The sequence below is a fragment of the Bacteroides sp. BFG-606 genome, from assembly GCF_024788145.1.
GTDB lineage: Bacteria > Bacteroidota > Bacteroidia > Bacteroidales > Bacteroidaceae > Bacteroides > Bacteroides vicugnae.
In genome coordinates this window covers 257070-278175 of sequence record NZ_JANUIL010000001.1, presented here as the reverse complement: position 1 = coordinate 278175, position 21106 = coordinate 257070, and the positions used below count along the sequence as shown (strand labels likewise).

Sequence of the window (21106 nt, the reverse complement as noted above, 5' to 3'; positions counted from 1 at the left end):
ATGGATAAAATGAATATAAAGAATAAAATATTTGTGATGTTGATAGTATTAATTTTATCTTCATTTACAACAGAAAAAAAAGTGATAACAGTCTTCATGGTTGGTGATTCTACTATGTCCAATAAGCCGCTGATTGGTGGAAATCAAGAGAGAGGATGGGGGCATATGTTAGGAGGCTTTTTCACAGAGGAAGTTTATGTGGAAAATCATGCACGCAATGGAAGAAGTAGTAAAAGTTTTATATCAGAGGGACATTGGGATGAGGTTCTGAAGCGTTTGTCGCCAGGAGATTATGTTATTATACAGTTTGGACATAATGATGAGAAAGCGGATAGAGCGCGGCATACAGAACCGGGAACGACATTTGACGAAAATTTGCGTCGTTTTGTACGTGATACGAGGGCTCGTGGGGCAACTCCTATATTGTTAAATGCTATTGTACGACGAAATTTTGTATCACAAATGGACTCTTCTTTTGTTAGAGATGTTCGTAAAATTCCTGATAATAAAGAGTCTGTAGTTGAAGGAAATATTTTATTTGATACTCATGGTGCTTATTTAGAGTCACCTCGTAATGTCGCACATGAAATGAAAGTGCCGTTTGTCGATGCAAATCGAATTACACATGATTTGATAAGTAGTATGGGGCCGGAAAAGAGTAAGGAATTGTATATGTGGATAGAGCCAAATGCTATTGTTGCCTGCCCGCAAGGCCGGCAGGATAATACCCATTTGTCGGTTTATGGTGCTCGTATAATAGCGAAGTTGCTTATAGATGCAATTGCGAGAGAGGTTCCGGCATTGGGTAAATATGTACGGTATTATGATTTTGTGGTAGCAAAAGATGGAAGTGGGGATTTTTTTACTCTTCAAGAGGCTATAAATTCTGTTCCTGATTTCCGTTTGGATAAACGTACAAATATATTGATACGGCCGGGGATTTATGATGAAAAACTTATTGTTCCAACATCAAAGGTTAATGTCAGTTTATTGGGACAGTCAGACGTAGTTATTTCTCATAGTAATCATACTGAAAGAAATGATTGTTGGAATGTAAGGGAGATTAATTGGGGCACTGCTATCTGTTATGTATTTGCTCCAGGTTTTTGTGTTGAGAATGTGACGTTTCACAATGACTCACAATCTGATATCTCGGCAATAACTTGCTTTATTGCTGGCGATAATGTAAAATTTGAAGATTGCTTTTTTAAAGGGAAAAAGAATGTGCTTTATTGCATAGGAAGTGGGATCAAATATTTTAAGCGATGTAAGATAGAGGGTATTCCCAGTTTTATTCATGGAGGGAAGAAAACTGTACTGAATGAATGTGTCATTATTGATAAAGAGAACACTCCTGAATCGGCGGAGATGAAAAATATGCTAAAAAAGATAAGTAAAATATCTTACAGATGTACCTTGCAAAGAAACACTAAAAACGAAAAGATTGATAGTCAATTGAGAAAGAGTGATGTGATCAAATACGATGAGTTTGATTTTATGTGGAATCCAATAGATATGGAAAAGGGATTTGATGTTTCTAATTAAATATATAGGGTCGTTAATTAGCGTCACCTGTACCAATTGAGCTAAAAAAGAAAAAGGCACCCAGAAGTGGAAGCCTCCCAAATGCCTTATTCTTATCAAGTAGCGGGACCCGGGATTGAACCGGGGACCTCATGATTATGAATCACATAGAAGCGTTTTTTCTTGATTTTTCTTGTTTTAAATGAAATATTTATTTTGGATAATTGTCTGATAATCAGTGATTGTGTATTGAAATGTTTTTTGTATATTTGTATCGTTTCCCGATTGTGATTTCACAATGATTTCACTTACCTTGAAAATGATATAAAACACATGAATATGAAAGAAGAAAAAGGCTTAGGACATTTGAAGCAGGAACGACACCTTAATATTGTTGCCACATTGACAATTGATACAAGGAAGAAGACGAATAAGATTGATGAGAGATTACCAGTTTGCGTTCGTATCTCTCAAAATCGGAAATCTATTTATTTTAGAACCGGATTTTTAGTAACTGTTGGCGAGTGGGATGAGCTGCGTCATGCGACAGGTCGTGGAGTTATTGATAAAGAAGAAAGTACTTGGGGGAAAAAGCAAAAACAAATAAACCTATTCGATAATATTTGGAAAAAGGTGGTGGAATTGTCTAATGATGGTTGCTTTTCCTTTGATGCATTGAAGAAGAGAGTTAAGAATAAGCAGGATGATAAGACTTTCTTAAAATTATGGGAATCTGTAGCTTCAGCTAAAAAGTTAGGAACAGCTGAAAGTTATAGGATTGCGGCAAAATGTTTTGAAAAGCTTGTTGGAGATATTGGATTTGAAGATGTTACAGAAGAGACATTTGAAAGATGGAGAGGTGCAATGTTGAACGAATCTTATTCTCTTACTACCGTTGGTATATATATGCGTGCTTGTAGAGCTGTTGTAAATGAAGCTGTTAGAAGAAAATTAATTGATGTAAGAAATTACCCTTTTGGTAAGGGGAAAATAGAAATAAAGAGAGGTGCTACGAGGAAGGAAGAATATTTATCTGTGTCTGACATAATACGATTGTATAATTTTTTGGAGCAAGATATGCCTGCACATTGGAAAGCGGGTTATAAATTTGTAGTACTTCGTAGTGTTGCCACATTTTTGGCTGCTTATTTGGGAAATGGTATGAATTTGGCAGATTTAGCTCGCTTAGAATATAATGATTATTATTTTTCTACTGGTAAATCATGCTTCCGTTTTTTACGAACTAAAACTAAAGATAAATCAGATAATCAAAGTGAGGTGATAGTTCCTATTATACCGGAATTGCGATCTATTATAGATAAATATGCTAATGAAGAAAAATACGGTGAGAGAGTGTTTGATTATATTTTAGAAGATATAGTAGATGAAGAACTGATACGAAAACGAATTGCTCAAGAGAATAGTAATATCAAAGATAGATTAGAAGTTGTTTGTAAGTTGCTTGAAATGCCTCAACGACCGAGTATGACGTGGGCAAGACATTCTTTTGCAACGAATTTAGCTCATGCGGGAGTGCCGGAAAGATATATATCACAAGCAATGGGACATAGTACAAGTAAAAATGTGACAGCGCTTTATATTAGTGAGTTTCCTCATGAGAAGATGATGCTGTTTAACTCGTTTTTGTTGAAAGAGGAAGGTGATGGTGAAAAGGTGTTGCAATCAGAAAGAAATATTTTAGATGAACTTAAAAATATCCCTAAAGAAGAATTACTATTAATGTTTGCTAAATTAATGCAGTAAGATATGGAGAATCATAATAAAATGAAATTATGGGAGGACTTATCTCAAGAAGAAAAAGATTCCTATTATTACAATGAAAATAATACTTTATCAAGACTAGCTCCTTTATTAAAAGCTAATCCTGTTTTTTCAGAGATAAATATGGATGAGCACTTTAAACGAATAGTGACTTTGGCAACAGATGAGACTTTATATAAGAAAATACAAGAGGGTAAGGCTAAAAAATGGTACTATTCCAGTTGGAATAAAACAGAAGTGGAAGTTTTTTATGATGCATATTTTGATAATTTGTTACTATCAATAGATCATACTCAAGAACTCGCTTGTTTAAGTGCTGAAGGCGAGATAAGAGCTAATGGAGACAAACAGGAATATATTAAATATTTAGAAGGGGAATTGAAAAATAGACAAGCACTGACTATAAGAAGATATAAACAATTAGGTATTGAATGGTATCAAAAAGGTATGCCTGATATTGATAGGAAAAGCGTTCTGTTTGGATTGTTTGATATTGATAATCTGGAACAGTTTCGATGTTTTGTATCAGATTTGATGTTTATCAAGCGAGTAAAAGATTTGATTGAAAAAGTACGCTGTCCTCTTATTGAAGAAGGAGTAATTCAGACTTATTGTGAAGATAATAAAAAAAGAGATAAAGCCAAGGAGGAAAAAATAGAAAATGATATTGTTACATGGTTTTATAAGTGTTTTGCATCGTATATAGAAAAGCCACATATCACATATCTTGAGGAAATTTTGCTTTGTTTTTTAAAAACCGGAGTAGTACCAGAGAATATATCGGAAATACATATGGATGAGAGAATAAAGAGAGGGGACATATACTCGTTTATGTGGTATGTTTGGCATTTATGGAATAATAGATCAAATAGAATAACCAGAGAACAATGTGCTTTGTTTTTATTGAAGGTTTTTCCTAAGCTATGTTGTTATTGGAATAAGGGTGGCAATCGTTATACTCCTTTAGAGATTACAACTATAAAGAAGCATTTGAAAGCTGATGAGGGTAAATTTATCAAGCTTCCCAAACAATTTAAATAGTAGAAAAACAAAATAGTTAGAGCTTTTTCAGTGCCGTTTGGGCACCAATCGGGCACTAAGTTACTTGCAACCATAATTTTAAAGATACAAAGTTATGACAAAAAGTAATGAAAGCCCTGTTGGAATAGCAGGCATGGAAGCAGGAGTTATTATTTCTCTTTCAAAAGAAGGGTTATATAAGTTAGTAAATGATGCAGTAAACAATGCTGTTGAAAAGTTGGCTATCCAGAAGCCTCAACCCTCTAAAACAAAGTTGAAAGGATTCCGTCATGCGAGTAAGGCTGTAGGCGTAGGCGTTAATACCTTGATGAAGCTTCGAGATGAAGAAAGAATTAGATGCTATAGCGTTGGCAGAAATTTCTTCTTTTACAAAGAGGAGTTATTGGAAGATTTAGAAAAGCTAGGGAAAGGAGGTACGGCTGTATGAAACAAAAGAAAAATCTCCCTGCGTCTCCGCAAACAGGCGCAGGGGAAATCCTCCAAGCAGAAAAGCCTATTAATACTGAAACAAAGATAGTTAATTCTAGCGAAAAATGCAATAACATAGATGTATTGAATACAACTTCTTTGCAGGACGACAAAGCGTCACATTTGGCAGAAGACAAAAACAAGTCAAGCAATGATAAAGAACTAGAATTTCCTATTTATGGATTACCCTCATTGATTCAAGAAATGACGATGCAGGGCGCAGAGGTGTATCAAGTACCAAAAGAACTTTTCGCTGTTAGCTTAATTTCCGCAATGTGTGCTGCAATTAAAAAGAAAGCGAAGTTAATAGATAAATATATAAATTACCCCCAATTATGGATCATTATAATTGCAAAAAGTGGCGTGGGAAAGTCTGCTCCCTTATCAATCGCTTTTAAACCATTAGAAGAAAAAGAGCATAATGAATATTTACTTTATTTAAAAGAGTTGGAAAAGTGGCAAGAGGCGGAGAAAAAAAAACTCCACAAACTCTGCTCGACCGACCTTTGAATGTTATCTAAACAATGATGCTACTCCCGAAGCTTTACTAAGCACTATTGGGGAAAGTAATGGAATTACTATTTATAGAGATGAGTTGGTCGGTTGGTTTAATGACTTCGGACGGTATGCAAAAAGTGGAGAAGTGGAAAATTATCTATCAATATATAACAATACCAGTATAAGAGTAAACCGTAAAGGAGAAAACATTACGATTATTAATGATCCGTTTTTATCAGTAATCGGCACAACCCAACCTGATGCTCTGAAAAGGTTTCTGAAAAATGAAACAATGATAGACAATGGATTCATGCAACGCTTTCTATTTGTGTTTCCACCGGATTTCCCAAAGCCATATTACAAGGATCAAACGATGGATAAGACACTGTTGGCTAATTATGATTCTTTTATAAACGATTTGTGCATCATGCCGGAATCTGAAACTTCTTTTTCAGATGAGGCTAAAAAGGCATTTATAAAATATGCCAATGAATTAACAGATAAGATAAACCAAACAGAAAACAACTTTTTACGTGCGGTATATTCTAAAATGGAAATTGCGCTCTCTCGTTTATCCTTAGTTGTTTATATTGCAAAAGTGAAAACAAAAGAAACGCACACCAATACTATTGAGGTTTCGATTGTTGAGTATTGTATTCAGATTTGTCGCTATTTTACCGCAATGGCAGAAAGGGTTAATACACATTTATTAAATGATACAGAAATCTTACGACTATCAAATGCTGATATTTTCAAAGAACTATCCAAGAGATATGAGAAGCTAAATCAATCCAAATTAGCGGAAGCGATAGGTATTACTCAACAAGCCGTAAACAAACTTTTGAATAAATAACATTATGGTTGTATGGTTGTAGGTTGTAATGTCATTAAAATACTATAAATAAAGACATTTGCGAATAATCAACCTACAACCTAACAACCTCTTATATTTTAAAACTAATAAGAATATGAAAGCTAAAGATATCAGTATTGAAAGCTATATTAATAGAAAACCTGTGAAAAGAAAAAATGGTTATGGATTATACATATCTCCGTTTAGGGATGAACGCAACCCAAGTTTTAAAATTAACTATGATAAAAACTTATGGTACGACTACGGAACCGGTGAAGGTGGTTCAGTTATAGACTTAGTAATGAAGCTAGAGCAATGCAATTTTTGTACGGCATGTAAGATCTTAGAAAATGGTGATTTTTCTTTTCACCGGGAAAGTCTAAATTCTTCTCCGATTCAGTCTTATTCTGAAACGATGATAAAGAGCATAACCGTACCACATTCATCGGGATCCCTCATGCAATATTGTATTAGCAGGGGAATAAGTAGTAATATTGTGGGTGCATACTTAAAACAAATATACTATGTCAATAATAATAGAGAATATTATAGTTTAGGAATGCAGAATGTACTAGAAGGATGGGAAATAGTCGGACTCAACCATTTTAAAATGGTTATCGGTAACAAAGCGTATTCGATCATCAAAGGGGAACGCAGCAATGAACTTTGTATCTTTGAGGGCATTTTTGATTTTCTAAGTTTACTGATGATAGGAGATAGAATAGTTCCCAAAACTGATTGTGTAATACTACATAGCGTTACTACTTTAAAACAGACAAAAGACATTTTAAACCAATATGATGTTATTCATAGTTTTTTAGATAACGATGAAGCGGGCAAGAAATGCTATACGGAACTATTGGCGATGGCAGGAAAGAACAAGGTTGTCACTTATGATTTTTATCAAGATTATAAAGATGTTAACGACTATCTGTCAGATAAGAAAAGAACTGCGTTAAAAAAATAAATTAATCGAGAGCGAAAGCAGGTTTAATTATTCTATGAATTATGTACTATATATATTATTATTAATATATTATATACTAGTTATATAATAATGTATTGAACATTTATTCTTTTATCAAAAACTTTTCATATTTTTGCATCGTATACAACAGTCGTGTTGAATTACTATTTATGAAAACATAGCGTTTTGCTATTATCGTTGCTTCGAGAAACTACCACAATCAAAAAGCATACAAGGATAATAGGCACAGAACGCCTGCGCATAGGCGTGGGATGTGCTTATCTTGTATGCAGGTATGTGGTAGTACCTTCGAAGCGTGATATGTACATACTCACGCTCTTTTTATGCTTAGACGTGAGGTAAGTATTGATTTAATTCACTTTATGTTTAACTATAAAAAGAAAAAAATGGAAAGTCAGAACGAACAGGAAAGTTTCAATAATGGAACTGTCGAGCAACAAAAAACGGTCAATCTCAATTTTATTAAAATCTTTGAGATTATATTCTATGTGTTAGGTGTTATATTTATAACGTTTGGTTTTAAATATTATGCTAAAGATTTAAACTTTGGCGATAATCCTTTGAAATTTTATGAAGAACAGTATGTTGGTGGCGATGCTTATAATTACATCATTTCAGCGTCACGTTCTTCTGCGGTAATGGTAAAAAGTCTGATTTGGATGGTACTGGGATGTTCATCAGTGATAATAGGTAGAACGTTATCTTGTAAAAAATGATATTACTATGCAAATAAAAAGACGTACATTAGCTATAATCTGTTCTATACTAACCTTAGTGATAGTATTTGGATGGGTGTGTTATAAAAAATATGACCGCCAAAGAAAAGAGGAGTTGGCATTCTCTAAATTGATGGAGGATTTTGATAGAGCAATAGAGCGGGAATATAAAAATCTTCTTCGAGAATATGAGTCTATTGTGGAAACTATAAACGATAATAGTTATTCTTATGGTTTTAGATATAGGTATGTTGTTAAACTCAATAAGTTGTTAGATTGTCGACAATATGATTATATAGGTTCTGAATATTCTACAGTAGCAAACTGTATTGATGAACAACCTCGTAAAAAAGAAGAGGACCTTAAAATTCTTAAACAAAAAGCTCAACTAAAAGCGTTTGAAAATTGAATATCATAAAATCGTAATATTATTATGGCAAGAAAAGGTAAATGGGATTATAAACCCGAATCATGGAAACATATGAGCAAGAGGAATGATTATGGCTGCATGGTTATAATCATGATATTTTGTTGTTTGATAGGAATTACTTCTTGTTGTGTTGGTTGTTCTAAAGAAGATGAAGGCTATGATTCCCCTAACTCTAATGAAACCAATGAGTCTGAAAATACTATTGATAAAATAGCAGGAGTATGGGAATCTTTAAATAATGATTTATTTTTTATATCAATTTCTCCACAAGGAAGGGTTTCATATTGTTTTAGTCAATATACAATGGGAATAGGATATGGTACATTGAAGAATGGAGAGCTTGTAATTGAAAATGACTATTCAGGTTATTCCGACAAACTATACATGGATATCACAGGTGAGATAATGAATCTTAGAGGGTTAATCAAAAAGAAGAAAACTGATGAGAATGAAGGTATAAAACTTTCTTTTAAGAAAGTCAATGAAAAAAATGTGTATTCTTTTATAGGACAGTTTTGGAATCCTGGAGTAAGTATGGGTGGCGGATATACGAGTGAATCATTGAGTTTTGTCGGAGATTGTATTGCACAATATAAACGATACAAACGACAAAGTTGGGAGGTTTCATACGAAAGTCTATGGTATTGCGTGCCAAGAAATCATCATAGCAAAGGTCAGATAGTGTATTTTACTCCCTCAAACAGTAGCGATTCTTATATTGGAGTACGTAATAAAAGTTTATTTACTCTTTATTTTTAAACAATAAAATAGATAATACTTTTTATATTTTCTTTTAAAAGCAGTATAAGCTTAACTATATTATATACAAATTAACCTATGAAGAACCTTTCATAATCTAAAATACACTACGAGTTGGATTACTTACAATCACTTTTATTTAGTATTAACCAATGAACATATAAATATATGAAAACTACAATAATGCTATTTATTTCTTTTCTCTTTGCAACTTCCTTTATTAGTTGCGAACAAACTACAGAAGACCGAATAAAACATGAGTTTAAAATTTATGTAAAGGAAAACTTCGGAGAACCAAGAGATTTGAAAGAAGTAACGTCTATCAAACTAACTGATACTATCAGCTATAAAGAATTAGATTTGATATTGGGAAACGCCCAAAATGTTCTTAATGGGATCAAAATTTTGCAAGACAAGTTTATTAATATCAACAAAAAGAAATTAGCTCATACATATCAAAAGGCTAGCCGTGAAGAGAGATCGGACATGAATAAAAAATTACATGATTTAATGGATATATCAGATACCTACGAATCTGAATATCTAGCAATGGCAGTTGAAATAGACAGTATGAAGATTGATAAGGATAGAATTATTTCCTTTCATTATGAAATTAAAGCAAGAATCAAAAAAGGAGATGAAAAAAAGGTGGAAATATACCATGCTTATATGAATAATAATGGTGATATTAAAATTAGAGACTATGAATTAAAAATGGACGAGATGCCTAAAGAATATCAAGAGATATTTAAGAAGCTAGAAGATTTTCTTCCGATTGCCGAAAAAATGCAAAAATCATATATAGACTTTTTCAATACAGTCAAAAAATATGAGTGATAGATATTTTGCTTGAAAAATATTTTGAGACAGAAGTGAAAAATGCAAAATAATTGTTGTTTTATTCAGTCAAATTAAAGAAACGGACTCTTCCTAGTTATAGTCGAACAGGAAGAGTCTGCTGATATAATTATAACTAAAGGTTTTGAAACAAAGCTAGCAGTAAAAAATATATTTTAGTTCAGATAAAAAATCAGAAAAATTAAAATTTGTAATTTAGCGGCTATATTTAGAGCACCCTGATTTACCCCCTCCCCTATGCCTTTCTCTATTTTAGACCATTTTATATATGAGGAATATAATGTGTTACCCAAATAGAGAAAGTTGCTAAAATGCCAATATGGGTATGCTTAAAATGAATTTTGAGAAGCTGTTCTATCTGTGTGGTAGGTAGCTTTTCTTTGTTTATGAAAGGGTAAGATATATGTTTGTGAGCTTGGCTTTGAAAATTTGTGATTTCACTATGATTTCACCGGTTAGTAAAATAAAAAAAGACAACCAAGAGTGGAAGCCTCCTAATTGCCTAATTTACAAGCCTTTCGACTTAGTAGCGGGACCCGGGATTGAACCGGGGACCTCATGATTATGAATCATGCGCTCTAACCAGCTGAGCTATCCCGCCATCGTTTCTCGATTGCGGGTGCAAAGATAGATGATTTTTTATAATCTCCAAAACAATTCATAACTTTTTTGTGTTTTTTCTTTAAGAAAGCTCTTTATTTTCCCTATGAATAGGGAGTTTGGGGCTCGATAATGAAAGAATAAATAATAAAGTGTCTGATTTATGCGATGTATTTAGAAAAAAGTATTTATCTTGGCACACGTAAAAACAATTCGAAATTGCTATGAAAAAGGAAAAGATTCATTTGGAGTATTTGTTGAATGCAACGTCTAAAAATATTCTTTGGGGAGCTATTAGTACACCGACCGGGTTGGAGGACTGGTTTGCAGACAAAGTTATTTCTGACGATAAAATAGTAGAGTTTCATTGGGGCAAGACAGAACAGAGGAAAGCAGAGATTATTGCCATCCGCTCTTTCTCTTTTATCCGCTTCCGTTGGCTGGATGATGAAAACGAACGCGATTATTTTGAAATCAAGATGACTTATAATGAGCTGACTAGTGACTATGTGTTGGAAATTACCGATTTCGCAGAGCCGGATGAAGTAGGCGATATGAAAGAATTGTGGGAGTCACAAGTAGCTAAATTAAGAAGAACTTGTGGTTTTTAGTTAACTTTCAACTAAAAATTTTCGATGCTCCTTTTTTTGTGCTAATTTTGCATCCTAATTGCACGAACCTATTAAGATGCTACGCATAAAGAAATTAGATATATTCATCGTAAAGAGCTTTTTGATGCTCTTTATTGGTACATTCTTCATCTGTCTGTTCATATTCATGATGCAGTTCCTGTGGAGATATGTAGACGAATTGGTCGGGAAGGGATTGGAGATGAGCGTAATGGCTCAATTCTTCTTTTATTCCGCATTAACACTAGTGCCAGTATCGTTGCCATTGGCGGTGTTACTGGCTTCTTTGATTACTTTCGGTAACTTTGGCGAGCGTTATGAATTGCTTGCGATGAAAGCTGCAGGTATTTCCCTCCTTAAAATCATGCGTCCGCTTGCTTTCTTCGTTTGTGGGCTTGTCGGTGTCTCATTCTATTTCCAAAATGTAGTAGGTCCTATCGCCCAGGCTAAGCTGGGAACCCTGATTCTTTCGATGAAACAGAAATCTCCGGAGTTGGATATTCCGGAAGGAGTTTTCTATTCTGAAATAAAGGATTATAATTTAAAGGTAGCTAAGAAGAACCGGAAGACCGGTATGCTATATGATGTGTTGATTTATAGCATGAAAGATGGGTTTGAGAAAGCACGTATTATATATGCTGATTCCGGACGTTTAGAGATGACAGCGGATAAGCAGCATCTTTGGTTACATTTGTATAGCGGAGATTTATTTGAGAATTTGAGGGCACAAAGTATGAAATCGGAGAATGTACCTTATCGACGCGAGGAATTCCGGGAAAAACATACCATTATTGAGTTTAATTCCGATTTCAATATGGTTGACGGTGAGATCATGGGTAAGCAGTCCAGTGCTAAGGATATGGCACAGTTGCAGAGTTCCATAGATTCAATGACGGTAGTGGGCGACAGTATCGGGCGACAGTATTACAGGGAAGTGGCAGAAGGAAACTTCCGTCCTTCTTATGGATTGACAAAGGAAGATACGATCAAAATAGAAAAGGCGGATATTCATGAATATAATGTAGACAGTCTTTACGAAGTAGCCTCTTTAACGCAGAAACAGAAGGTGATTTCTTCTGCTGTCAGTCGTGCGGAGAACGTGGCCAACGATCTTGGGTTCAAGAAATTCACGATGGAGAACAATGATTATAATATTCGTAAGCATAAGACCGAATGGCATAAGAAGATAACGATTTCACTCTCTTGTCTGCTGTTCTTCTTTATCGGAGCTCCATTGGGCGGAATTATCCGCAAAGGAGGTCTCGGAATGCCGGTAATTGTATCTGTGTTGGTATTTATCATTTACTATATCATTGATAATACAGGATATAAAATGGCCCGTGACGGTAAGTGGATAGTATGGATGGGAATGTGGACAAGTAGTGCGGTCCTTGCCCCGTTAGGAGTTTTCCTTACCTATAAATCGAATAAGGATTCTGTGGTGCTTAATGCAGATGCCTATATTAACTGGTTCAAGAAGATTGCGGGAATCCGTAGTGTACGCCATATATTTAAGAAAGAAGTGATTATCCATGATCCTGATTACACACGTCTGAACGGTGATTTGGAACAACTTACTGCAGAGTGCAGAGCGTATGCTGCCAGGAAACGATTGGAAAAAGCACCGAATTATTTTAAATTGTGGATGTCGAGCGAGGATGACAACGAAGTAATGGCTATCAATGAAAAGCTGGAAGCGTTGGTTGAAGAAATGTCCAATACGAAATCGGCCACTTTGATCGGTGCATTAAACAATTATCCGGTTATTTCCGTTTCTGCTCATGTGCGCCCGTTCCATATATATTGGTTGAATTTGGTAGCCGGAGTCATTTTCCCTATCGGTTTATTTTTCTATTTCCGCATCTGGGCGTTCCGCGTTCGTCTGGCTAAGGATATGGAACGGATTATAAAGAACAATGAACAAATTCAATTCATCATACAGAAAATCAATAAATAAGTGTTATGAAAGAGACTATTAAAATGGACAGAATAGAAGATGCGATTGCCGACTTCAAAGAAGGCAAGTTTGTCATAGTAGTGGATGATGAAGACCGCGAAAATGAAGGCGACTTGATTATTGCAGCTGAAAAGATAACTCCCGAGAAAGTGAATTTCATGTTGAAACATGCGCGTGGGGTGCTTTGTGCGCCTGTCACGGTGTCTCGTTGCAAGGAGTTGGATTTGCCGCATCAGGTAAGTGACAATACTTCCGTGTTGGGAACTCCTTTTACGGTTACCATTGACAAACTGGAAGGCTGTACAACAGGTGTTTCTGCTTCCGACCGTGCCGCTACTATTCAGGCGTTGGCCGATCCTGCATCTACACCGGCAACCTTCGGTCGTCCCGGACACATCAATCCGTTATATGCACAAGAAAAAGGAGTGCTTCGCCGCGCCGGACATACGGAAGCTACGATTGACATGGCTCGTCTGGCAGGACTTTACCCGGCAGGTGCTTTGATGGAAATCATGAGCGAAGATGGAACAATGGCACGTTTGCCCGAACTCCGCCAGATGGCAGATGAACACGGACTGAAACTGATTTCTATTCATGACCTGATTGTTTATCGTTTGAAACAGGAATCCATTGTAGAAAAAGGAGTGGAAGTAAATATGCCTACCGAATACGGAAAGTTCCGTCTGATACCTTTCCGCCAGAAATCAAACGGATTGGAGCATATGGCTATATTTAAAGGTACATGGAGTGAAGACGAGCCTATCCTGGTGCGTGTCCATTCATCTTGTGCTACAGGAGATATCCTTGGTTCGCAGCGCTGTGACTGTGGCGAACAGTTGCATAAAGCGATGGAAATGATCGAAAAAGAAGGAAAAGGTGTGGTGGTTTACCTCAATCAGGAAGGACGCGGCATCGGTCTGATGGAAAAGATGAAAGCATATAAACTTCAGGAAGACGGAATGGACACCGTTGACGCAAATATTTGTCTGGGACACCTTGCCGACGAACGTGATTATGGAGTAGGTGCACAGATTCTTCGTGAACTGGGCGTACACAAAATGAGACTTTTGACAAACAATCCGGTAAAACGTGTTGGTTTGGAAGCCTATGGATTGGAGATTGTAGAAAATGTACCTGTTGAAACAGTTCCTAATCCGTATAATGAGCGATACTTGAGAACGAAGAAAGAAAGAATGGGGCATACTTTACATTTTAATAAGTAAATTGCCAATTTGTTTCCATATATCAAATATTATCGTTTATTTTGCAACGATTTTCACTCAACAACAATAAAATAGATACAAAATGAATCAATTATCAGATCGTTTGAACAGCTTGTCGCCGTCGGCGACGCTTGCCATGTCTCAAAAGAGTAACGAGCTCAAGGCACAGGGTGTTGATGTTATTAACTTAAGTGTAGGAGAACCTGATTTTAATACTCCTGACCACATCAAAGAAGCTGCGAAAAAAGCCATAGATGATAACTTTTCCCGTTACTCTCCGGTACCGGGCTATCCGGCTTTGCGCAATGCTATTGTTGAGAAACTGAAAAAAGAAAACGGTCTTGAATATACAGCCGCCCAGATTTCATGTGCAAATGGTGCAAAACAATCAGTTTGTAATACAATCCTTGTATTGGTAAATCCGGGTGACGAAGTAATCGTTCCGGCTCCTTACTGGGTAAGCTACCCGGAAATGGTGAAAATGGCAGAAGGTACTCCTGTAATCGTTTCGGCAGGTATCGAACAAGATTTCAAGATTACTCCGGAACAGCTGGAAGCTGCTATTACTCCGAAAACGAAAGCTTTGATTCTTTGTTCTCCGTCCAACCCGACAGGTTCGGTATATACAAAAGAAGAATTGGCCGGACTGTCTGCTGTATTGGCTAAACATCCGCAGGTGATCGTAATTGCTGACGAGATTTACGAACATATCAATTACATCGGCGCACATCAAAGTATCGCTCAATTCCCTGAAATGAAGGAACGTACAGTGATTGTAAACGGTGTTTCCAAAGCTTACGCTATGACAGGATGGAGAATCGGTTTTATTGCCGGTCCGGAATGGATTGTAAAAGCGTGCAACAAATTGCAAGGTCAGTACACTTCAGGTCCTTGTTCCGTTTCTCAAAAAGCAGCTGAAGTTGCATATACAGGAACACAGGAACCGGTAAAAGAGATGCAGAAAGCATTCGAACGCCGTCGTGACCTGATTGTGAAATTGGCTAAGGAAGTTCCGGGATTTGAAGTAAACGTTCCGCAGGGCGCTTTCTACTTGTTCCCGAAATGTGATGCTTTCTTTGGAAAGAGCAACGGCGAACGTAAGATTGCAGATTCTGATGATTTGGCAATGTACTTGCTGGAAGAAGCTCACGTGGCTTGTGTAGGTGGTGCTTCTTTTGGTGCTCCTGAATGTATCCGCATGAGTTATGCTACAAGCGATGAAAATATCGTAGAGGCTATCCGTCGTATCAAGGAAGCATTAGCTAAATTGAAATAAGAGTTCACCACAGAGGGCTCAGAGGACACAGAGAAGAAACAATGAAAGGATGTGTCATCACCTATATAAATTAGAAATCCCCCTTGCCACAAATGCTTTGTAGCAAGGGGGATTTCACTAAAAGGAGAGTTGTGACACATCCCCAAACTATTTTACTCTGTGTCCTCTGCGTCCTCTGTGGTGAAAAAAAAGGCTGCCTTCCGTAGAAAGCAGCCTGTACATTTTTTGTAGCTTGTATTATTCAGCCGGGTGAATTGCTTCAGACGGACAAACGTCTGCGCAAGTACCACAGTCAGTACATACATCTGGGTTGATAGAATAGATATCACCTTCAGAGATAGCTTCTACCGGACACTCGTCAATACAAGTACCGCAAGCAATACAATCGTCACTAATTACGTAAGCCATTTTTCTAAGATTTAAATTATTAGTACTAATTTCTTCGGCAAAAATAAGGCTTTTATTGATTAGTTGTTATGCTTCTATGATTAAATTGACTTAATTTGTACGTCTTCTAAATAAGCAACCTCCCTATTATCTGCTATATTTTTCGTATTTTTGCATTCAAATTACTAATATATAGCGATTATGCCTTTAAATTTACCCGATAAACTACCTGCGATAGAGCTTTTGAAGGAAGAAAATATTTTCGTGATCGACACTTCCCGCGCTACGCAGCAGGATATTCGTCCGCTACGGATTGTGATTCTGAACCTGATGCCGTTGAAGATTACAACGGAAACAGACTTGGTGCGCTTACTTTCGAATACCCCTCTTCAGGTGGAGATTTCGTTTATGAAGATCAAGAGCCACACGTCGAAGAATACGCCGATAGAACACATGAAAACGTTCTATACGGATTTCGACCAGATGCGTCATGAGAAGTATGATGGTATGATTATCACCGGAGCCCCTGTAGAACAGATGGACTTCGAGGAGGTGACCTATTGGGATGAAATTACGGAAATCTTTGATTGGGCACGCACGCACGTCACTTCTACCTTATATATATGTTGGGCTGCACAGGCCGGATTGTATCATCATTATGGAGTTCCAAAATATCCGTTGGAAAAGAAGATGTTCGGCATCTTTGAACATCGCGTACTGGAACCTTTCCATTCCATCTTCCGTGGTTTTGACGATTGTTTCTATGTGCCGCATAGCCGTCATACGGAAGTGCGCAGGGAAGACATTCTGAAAGTTCCGGAACTGACGTTGCTTTCCGAATCGAAAGAAGCCGGTGTCTATATGGCAATGGCACGGGGCGGACGTGAGTTCTTTGTCACGGGACACTCTGAATATTCTCCGCTGACACTGGATGCGGAATACCGCCGTGACTTGGATAAAGGCCTGCCAATAGAGATCCCTCGCAATTATTATATAGACGATGATCCTGAAAAAGGCCCGTTGGTACGTTGGCGTGCCCATGCCAATTTGTTGTTCTCCAATTGGTTGAACTACTTTGTTTATCAGGAAACACCTTACAACATCAATGATATTAAATGATAAAGCAGCGTAAAATAGAACTTCTCGCTCCGGCGAAAAACCTGGAATGTGGTATTGAGGCTATCAACCATGGTGCAGATGCTGTATATATCGGTGCTCCGAAATTCGGAGCCCGTGCGGCAGCTGTGAACTCATTGGAAGATATTGAAGCATTGGTGCAGCATGCTCATTTGTATAATGCACGTATTTATGTCACGGTCAATACGATTCTGAAAGAAGAGGAGTTGAAAGAGACGGAGGAGATGATTCATGCACTTTATCGGATTGGTGTCGATGCACTGATTGTACAGGATATGGGAATCACGAAACTGAACCTTCCTCCGATACCGCTTCATGCCAGTACGCAAATGGACAACCGTACGCCGGAAAAAGTGAAATTCCTTTGGGAAGCAGGTTTCCGTCAAGTGGTGTTGGCGCGGGAGTTATCGTTGCGTGAAATAAAGAAGATTCATAAAAGCTGTCCGGAAGTACCTTTAGAAGTATTTGTACATGGGGCGCTTTGTGTCAGCTATAGCGGGCAATGCTATGTCAGTCAGGCCTGTTTCGGTCGTAGTGCCAATCGTGGAGAGTGTGCACAATTCTGCCGTCTACCTTTTAGTCTGGTAGATGCGGACGGGAAAGTGATTGTTAAAGACAAACATCTGCTTTCCCTGAAAGATATGAATCAAAGCGACGAACTGGAGCAACTGTTGGATGTCGGAGCTTCTTCATTTAAAATAGAGGGACGGCTGAAAGACGTGTCTTATGTGAAGAATGTAACGGCCGCTTATCGCCAGAAACTGGATGCAATCTTTGCCCGTCGTCCGGAATATGTACGTGCTTCTTCGGGTACGTGTAGTTTCGAATTTAAACCACAACTCGACAAGAGTTTTAGTCGTGGATTTACTCATTATTTCTTGCACGGACGTGATAAAGAGATTTTCTCTTTCGACACTCCTAAGTCGTTGGGCGAAGAGATGGGAACCATGAAGGAGTCCCGTGGCAACTATCTGACAGTTGCCGGACTTAAATCCTTTAACAATGGAGACGGTGTCTGCTATATCGACGAACAGGGACGTTTGCAGGGTTTCCGCATCAACCGGGTGGACAGCAACAAACTCTATCCGCAGGAAATGCCCCGTATCAAACCCCGCACTACGCTATACCGTAATTTCGACCAGGAATTTGAGCGAATCCTTTCCCGCAAATCTGCAGAAAGGAAGATCGCAGTGAAAATCTTGCTTGCCGACAACAATTTCGGTTTCTCTCTGACATTGACTGACGAAGATGATAATAGCGTTACAATCACTCTCCCTCGTGAGAAAGAACTTGCCCGGACTCCACAGACGGACAATCTGAAAACGCAACTGTCCAAACTGGGGAATACACCTTTTGAAGCAAAAGAAATAGAAATATCCTTTACCGGGAACTGGTTTTTGCCGGCTTCAGTGTTAGCTGATTTCCGCAGACAGGCAATCGACCGGTTAATAACTGCCCGTCGAATCAATTATCGTCAGGAATTGGCAGTATGGAAGCCAACGAGTCATGCTTTCCCGCAAACGACATTAACATATCTGGGGAATGTAATGAATACTCGTGCAGCTTCTTTCTATCAGGAGCATGGGGTACAACAGGTAGCCGCAGCGTACGAAAAAGAAGCAGTGGAAGATGCGGTACTGATGTTCTGCAAACATTGTTTGCGTTATAGCATGGGCTGGTGTCCTATCCATCAACGGGTACGTTCACCTTATAAAGAGCCTTACTATCTGGTATCGAATGACGGCAAACGTTTTCGTCTGGAATTTGATTGTAAGAATTGTCAAATGAAAGTAAAGGCTGCGCAATGAGAATCATTTTTCACCACAGAGGACGCAGAGGACACAGAGGATATAGTGAAGGTAACATCTTCACTCATTCTTCTGATACAGACTGTTTGCGTGTTTTTGGGAAAAAGTGTAGAAAGTTTCTCTCTTTCCCTTTTTTCCCCCTTTTACCCTCTGTGTCCTCTGCGTCCTCTGTGGTGAAAACTGTGATGAAAACTGTGATGAACTTACTACTATGTTTATTTTTGCTCTCATCCTGTTATTATAAAGCCCCGGCTCTGGATTCGGAAGAACTGTCGAAGAAGACGAAAGACTCGTTGACCTACTTGTACGAGCGGCATTATACCTGGAATACAAATCTGGAAGTAGTCGATGATTCCATCTCTTTGGAATGTCTTCCGATAAAAGATACTTTTATTCAGTTGAATAAAGGGGATAGGGTAGTGGTGGCAGAGTTTGCGGTTCATCCTGCCGATAGTGTAGACAGTATTTGGGTGAAGCTGGCTCATACACAGGATGAACAGGGCTGGATACGTGAAAAAGAACTCAAAACATCATTTGTGCCGACTGATAGTATTTCGCAGGCTATTCATCTTTTCAGTGATACACATGCTTCTTATTTTATTATTATCTTCGCTTTATTCGTTGGTGTATATCTGTTTCGTGCTTTTCGTCGAAAGCAGTTGCAGATGGTCTATTTTAATGATATAGATAGTGTTTATCCATTATTTCTCTGTTTGTTGATGGCTTTCAGTGCAACGATTTACGAATCAATGCAGGTCTTTGTGCCGGAAACGTGGGAGCATTTTTATTTCAATCCTACTTTGTCGCCATTCAAAGTTCCTTTTATTCTCTCTGTCTTCTTGTTGAGCATCTGGTTGTTTTTGATAGTCGCTTTGGCGGTGCTGGATGATTTGTTTCGACAGTTGACTCCCGCTGCGGCTATTTTTTATTTGCTAGGGTTGATGTCCTGCTGTATTTTCTGCTATTTCTTCTTTATCCTGATGACACATATTTATATCGGTTATCTGTTTCTTGCCTTTTTTATGCTGGTTTTTGCGAAGAAAGTCTGTCGGAACATTGGGTATAAGTATCGTTGTGGACGTTGCGGGGAAAAAATGAAGCAAAAAGGTATATGCCCCCATTGTGGAGCGATTAACGAGTGATTTTATTATCTGTTTTATTTCTGAATAACTTTTCAAATGATGAAAATCAGGTCTACTGAAATAAAAGAACTCCCTTTAGTGATGGAGATTTATGACTATGCCCGTGCTTTTATGCGTGCAACCGGGAACACGACCCAATGGATTGACGGCTATCCGTCTGAAGCATTGATTCGTCAGGAAATTGAAGAGAGCCATAGCTTTGTCTGTATCGGTGAACAAGGAGAAATCTTGGGAACTTTTTGTTTCATACTAGGTGAGGATCCTACTTACCAACAGATTTATGAAGGTGCATGGCTCAATGACGAACCTTATGGAGTAATTCACCGATTGGCAACGAACGGAAAGCAGAAAGGGGTGTCGGAAGCTTGTCTGGACTGGTGTTTTCAACGTTGGCCTAATGTCCGGGTAGATACTCATCGGGATAATAAGGTCATGCAACATATACTGACGAAGTATGGCTTTCAACGTTGCGGCATCATTTATGTTAAGAATGGGACGGAACGTATTGCTTATCAGATGAAGCGTTTGCATGGTGGGGTGGAGGAATCTGATCGTACTGAAGTATAGGTCAGGTACGTTGGATGATGAACGAAGCAGTCTTAGGTATAAGCAAACTGATAGCAAGCAGTAGGTAAACTAATGCCGAAGCATTGATAAAGTTCCGGTAAGGTGTCGGTATAGTTGTGGTAAGGTGCCGCTATCTTTACCTTCCCACGGCCGTGGTAACTTCTTCCCACAGTCGTGACGAGATCCTCCCACGGCCGTGGAGAGATGCGACCACGGCTGTGGAGAGTTAAGGATAGCGTAGGTCTGACAGAACAATACCGATTGGGTAAATTAAGTATAACGGCTTTATAATGCAAACTTCATAGGGACATACGTTCTTCTATCCCGTATTCTATGCTGTTAATCTACAAAGAGACAGGCTGACAATAAAAGTCCGAATCTTTTATTGTCAGCCTGTTTTTGGTTATTGTCAGCGCTTATTGTCAGCCGTTAATGTGCTGAAAATCATTGCTCTGTATGGATA

The 21106-nt window shown here is 37.9% G+C and carries 19 protein-coding genes, 1 tRNA gene and 1 pseudogene; 19 read left to right on the top strand and 2 right to left on the bottom strand.

The window, feature by feature from the left end; translation table 11 throughout:
• The first annotated feature begins 9 nt into the window (after nt 1-9).
• From NXV01_RS01100 to NXV01_RS01050, 11 genes and pseudogenes are all read left to right on the top strand, one after another.
• On the top strand, nt 10-1545 hold the full coding sequence (locus NXV01_RS01100) for a pectinesterase family protein (RefSeq protein WP_259021569.1): 1536 nt from the start codon (nt 10-12) through the stop codon (nt 1543-1545).
• A 318-nt stretch (nt 1546-1863) separates the two neighbouring features.
• Entirely contained in the window at nt 1864-3288 is a 1425-nt protein-coding gene (locus NXV01_RS01095) for a site-specific integrase (RefSeq protein WP_259021567.1), read from the top strand.
• A gap of 3 nt (nt 3289-3291) precedes the next feature.
• Entirely contained in the window at nt 3292-4347 is a 1056-nt protein-coding gene (locus NXV01_RS01090) for a hypothetical protein (protein ID WP_259021566.1), read from the top strand.
• A gap of 94 nt (nt 4348-4441) precedes the next feature.
• The gene (locus NXV01_RS01085; protein ID WP_259021564.1) at nt 4442-4774 is read left to right on the top strand and encodes a hypothetical protein; all 333 of its coding nucleotides are present in this window, start codon (nt 4442-4444) and stop codon (nt 4772-4774) included.
• Nucleotides 4771-5325: a YfjI family protein gene (locus NXV01_RS01080; RefSeq protein WP_259021563.1), complete on the top strand. Its 555-nt coding sequence runs from the start codon at nt 4771-4773 to the stop codon at nt 5323-5325. Before NXV01_RS01085 ends, NXV01_RS01080 begins: the two co-directional genes overlap by 4 nt.
• A 40-nt stretch (nt 5326-5365) precedes the next feature.
• Nucleotides 5366-6166, top strand: a pseudogene (locus tag NXV01_RS01075) (DUF3987 domain-containing protein); the annotation flags it as partial.
• Between the two features lie 115 nt (nt 6167-6281).
• The gene (locus tag NXV01_RS01070) at nt 6282-7133 is read left to right on the top strand and encodes a toprim domain-containing protein (RefSeq protein ID WP_259021562.1); all 852 of its coding nucleotides are present in this window, start codon (nt 6282-6284) and stop codon (nt 7131-7133) included.
• Between the two features lie 407 nt (nt 7134-7540).
• Nucleotides 7541-7870: a hypothetical protein gene (locus tag NXV01_RS01065; RefSeq protein WP_259021561.1), complete on the top strand. Its 330-nt coding sequence runs from the start codon at nt 7541-7543 to the stop codon at nt 7868-7870.
• Nucleotides 7871-7877: 7 nt separating this feature from the next.
• Nucleotides 7878-8279 (top strand): hypothetical protein, encoded by a 402-nt coding sequence (locus NXV01_RS01060; RefSeq protein WP_259021559.1) that lies wholly within the window; start codon nt 7878-7880, stop codon nt 8277-8279.
• A 24-nt stretch (nt 8280-8303) separates the two neighbouring features.
• Nucleotides 8304-9059: a hypothetical protein gene (locus tag NXV01_RS01055; protein ID WP_259021558.1), complete on the top strand. Its 756-nt coding sequence runs from the start codon at nt 8304-8306 to the stop codon at nt 9057-9059.
• 168 nt (nt 9060-9227) lie between these two features.
• Nucleotides 9228-9896: a hypothetical protein gene (locus NXV01_RS01050; RefSeq protein WP_259021556.1), complete on the top strand. Its 669-nt coding sequence runs from the start codon at nt 9228-9230 to the stop codon at nt 9894-9896.
• A 548-nt stretch (nt 9897-10444) separates the two neighbouring features.
• Here the strand turns inward: NXV01_RS01050 and NXV01_RS01045 are convergent.
• Nucleotides 10445-10518 (bottom strand) — tRNA-Met (locus NXV01_RS01045).
• 223 nt (nt 10519-10741) lie between these two features.
• Here NXV01_RS01045 and NXV01_RS01040 point away from each other — a divergent pair.
• From NXV01_RS01040 to NXV01_RS01025, 4 genes are all read left to right on the top strand, one after another.
• A complete protein-coding gene (locus tag NXV01_RS01040; RefSeq protein WP_148365797.1) occupies nt 10742-11128 on the top strand; it encodes an START-like domain-containing protein in 387 nt (128 codons plus the stop codon).
• Between the two features lie 76 nt (nt 11129-11204).
• Entirely contained in the window at nt 11205-13103 is a 1899-nt protein-coding gene (locus tag NXV01_RS01035; RefSeq protein WP_259021555.1) for an LptF/LptG family permease, read from the top strand.
• A 5-nt stretch (nt 13104-13108) separates the two neighbouring features.
• Complete coding sequence (locus NXV01_RS01030) at nt 13109-14326, top strand: bifunctional 3,4-dihydroxy-2-butanone-4-phosphate synthase/GTP cyclohydrolase II (protein WP_148365795.1); 1218 nt, start codon at nt 13109-13111, stop codon at nt 14324-14326.
• An 82-nt stretch (nt 14327-14408) separates the two neighbouring features.
• On the top strand, nt 14409-15602 hold the full coding sequence (locus NXV01_RS01025) for a pyridoxal phosphate-dependent aminotransferase (RefSeq protein ID WP_148365794.1): 1194 nt from the start codon (nt 14409-14411) through the stop codon (nt 15600-15602).
• A 237-nt stretch (nt 15603-15839) separates the two neighbouring features.
• Here the strand turns inward: NXV01_RS01025 and NXV01_RS01020 are convergent, their stop codons facing one another.
• Nucleotides 15840-16010: a DUF362 domain-containing protein gene (locus NXV01_RS01020; RefSeq protein WP_002559159.1), complete on the bottom strand. Its 171-nt coding sequence runs from the start codon at nt 16008-16010 to the stop codon at nt 15840-15842.
• A gap of 180 nt (nt 16011-16190) precedes the next feature.
• On the opposite strand from NXV01_RS01020, the gene metA reads away from it, so the two are divergent.
• Genes metA through NXV01_RS01000 form a run of 4 tightly spaced genes read left to right on the top strand, consistent with a single transcriptional unit; the run spans nt 16191 to nt 20643 of the window.
• Nucleotides 16191-17108: a homoserine O-succinyltransferase gene (gene metA / locus NXV01_RS01015; RefSeq protein WP_074559981.1), complete on the top strand. Its 918-nt coding sequence runs from the start codon at nt 16191-16193 to the stop codon at nt 17106-17108.
• Nucleotides 17105-18934 carry a U32 family peptidase gene (locus tag NXV01_RS01010; protein WP_259021554.1) on the top strand — a complete coding sequence of 610 codons (1830 nt, stop codon included), beginning with the start codon at nt 17105-17107 and terminating at the stop codon, nt 18932-18934. The genes metA and NXV01_RS01010 overlap by 4 nt, the downstream gene beginning before the upstream one ends.
• Nucleotides 18931-20076, top strand: a complete 1146-nt coding sequence (locus NXV01_RS01005; protein ID WP_195650004.1) for a zinc ribbon domain-containing protein — start codon at nt 18931-18933, stop codon at nt 20074-20076. The genes NXV01_RS01010 and NXV01_RS01005 overlap by 4 nt, the downstream gene beginning before the upstream one ends.
• 39 nt (nt 20077-20115) lie before the next feature.
• Complete coding sequence (locus NXV01_RS01000) at nt 20116-20643, top strand: GNAT family N-acetyltransferase (protein ID WP_259023414.1); 528 nt, start codon at nt 20116-20118, stop codon at nt 20641-20643.
• Nucleotides 20644-21106: the final 463 nt, after the last annotated feature.

Coding starts and splice junctions, on each gene's coding strand:
- NXV01_RS01100 (WP_259021569.1), top strand. CDS start 10: ATGAATATAAAGAATAAAATATTTGTGATGTTGATAGTATTAATTTTA.
- NXV01_RS01095 (WP_259021567.1), top strand. CDS start 1,864: ATGAAAGAAGAAAAAGGCTTAGGACATTTGAAGCAGGAACGACACCTT.
- NXV01_RS01090 (WP_259021566.1), top strand. CDS start 3,292: ATGGAGAATCATAATAAAATGAAATTATGGGAGGACTTATCTCAAGAA.
- NXV01_RS01085 (WP_259021564.1), top strand. CDS start 4,442: ATGACAAAAAGTAATGAAAGCCCTGTTGGAATAGCAGGCATGGAAGCA.
- NXV01_RS01080 (WP_259021563.1), top strand. CDS start 4,771: ATGAAACAAAAGAAAAATCTCCCTGCGTCTCCGCAAACAGGCGCAGGG.
- NXV01_RS01070 (WP_259021562.1), top strand. CDS start 6,282: ATGAAAGCTAAAGATATCAGTATTGAAAGCTATATTAATAGAAAACCT.
- NXV01_RS01065 (WP_259021561.1), top strand. CDS start 7,541: ATGGAAAGTCAGAACGAACAGGAAAGTTTCAATAATGGAACTGTCGAG.
- NXV01_RS01060 (WP_259021559.1), top strand. CDS start 7,878: ATGCAAATAAAAAGACGTACATTAGCTATAATCTGTTCTATACTAACC.
- NXV01_RS01055 (WP_259021558.1), top strand. CDS start 8,304: ATGGCAAGAAAAGGTAAATGGGATTATAAACCCGAATCATGGAAACAT.
- NXV01_RS01050 (WP_259021556.1), top strand. CDS start 9,228: ATGAAAACTACAATAATGCTATTTATTTCTTTTCTCTTTGCAACTTCC.
- NXV01_RS01040 (WP_148365797.1), top strand. CDS start 10,742: ATGAAAAAGGAAAAGATTCATTTGGAGTATTTGTTGAATGCAACGTCT.
- NXV01_RS01035 (WP_259021555.1), top strand. CDS start 11,205: ATGCTACGCATAAAGAAATTAGATATATTCATCGTAAAGAGCTTTTTG.
- NXV01_RS01030 (WP_148365795.1), top strand. CDS start 13,109: ATGAAAGAGACTATTAAAATGGACAGAATAGAAGATGCGATTGCCGAC.
- NXV01_RS01025 (WP_148365794.1), top strand. CDS start 14,409: ATGAATCAATTATCAGATCGTTTGAACAGCTTGTCGCCGTCGGCGACG.
- NXV01_RS01020 (WP_002559159.1), bottom strand. CDS start 16,010: ATGGCTTACGTAATTAGTGACGATTGTATTGCTTGCGGTACTTGTATT.
- metA (WP_074559981.1), top strand. CDS start 16,191: ATGCCTTTAAATTTACCCGATAAACTACCTGCGATAGAGCTTTTGAAG.
- NXV01_RS01010 (WP_259021554.1), top strand. CDS start 17,105: ATGATAAAGCAGCGTAAAATAGAACTTCTCGCTCCGGCGAAAAACCTG.
- NXV01_RS01005 (WP_195650004.1), top strand. CDS start 18,931: ATGAGAATCATTTTTCACCACAGAGGACGCAGAGGACACAGAGGATAT.
- NXV01_RS01000 (WP_259023414.1), top strand. CDS start 20,116: ATGAAAATCAGGTCTACTGAAATAAAAGAACTCCCTTTAGTGATGGAG.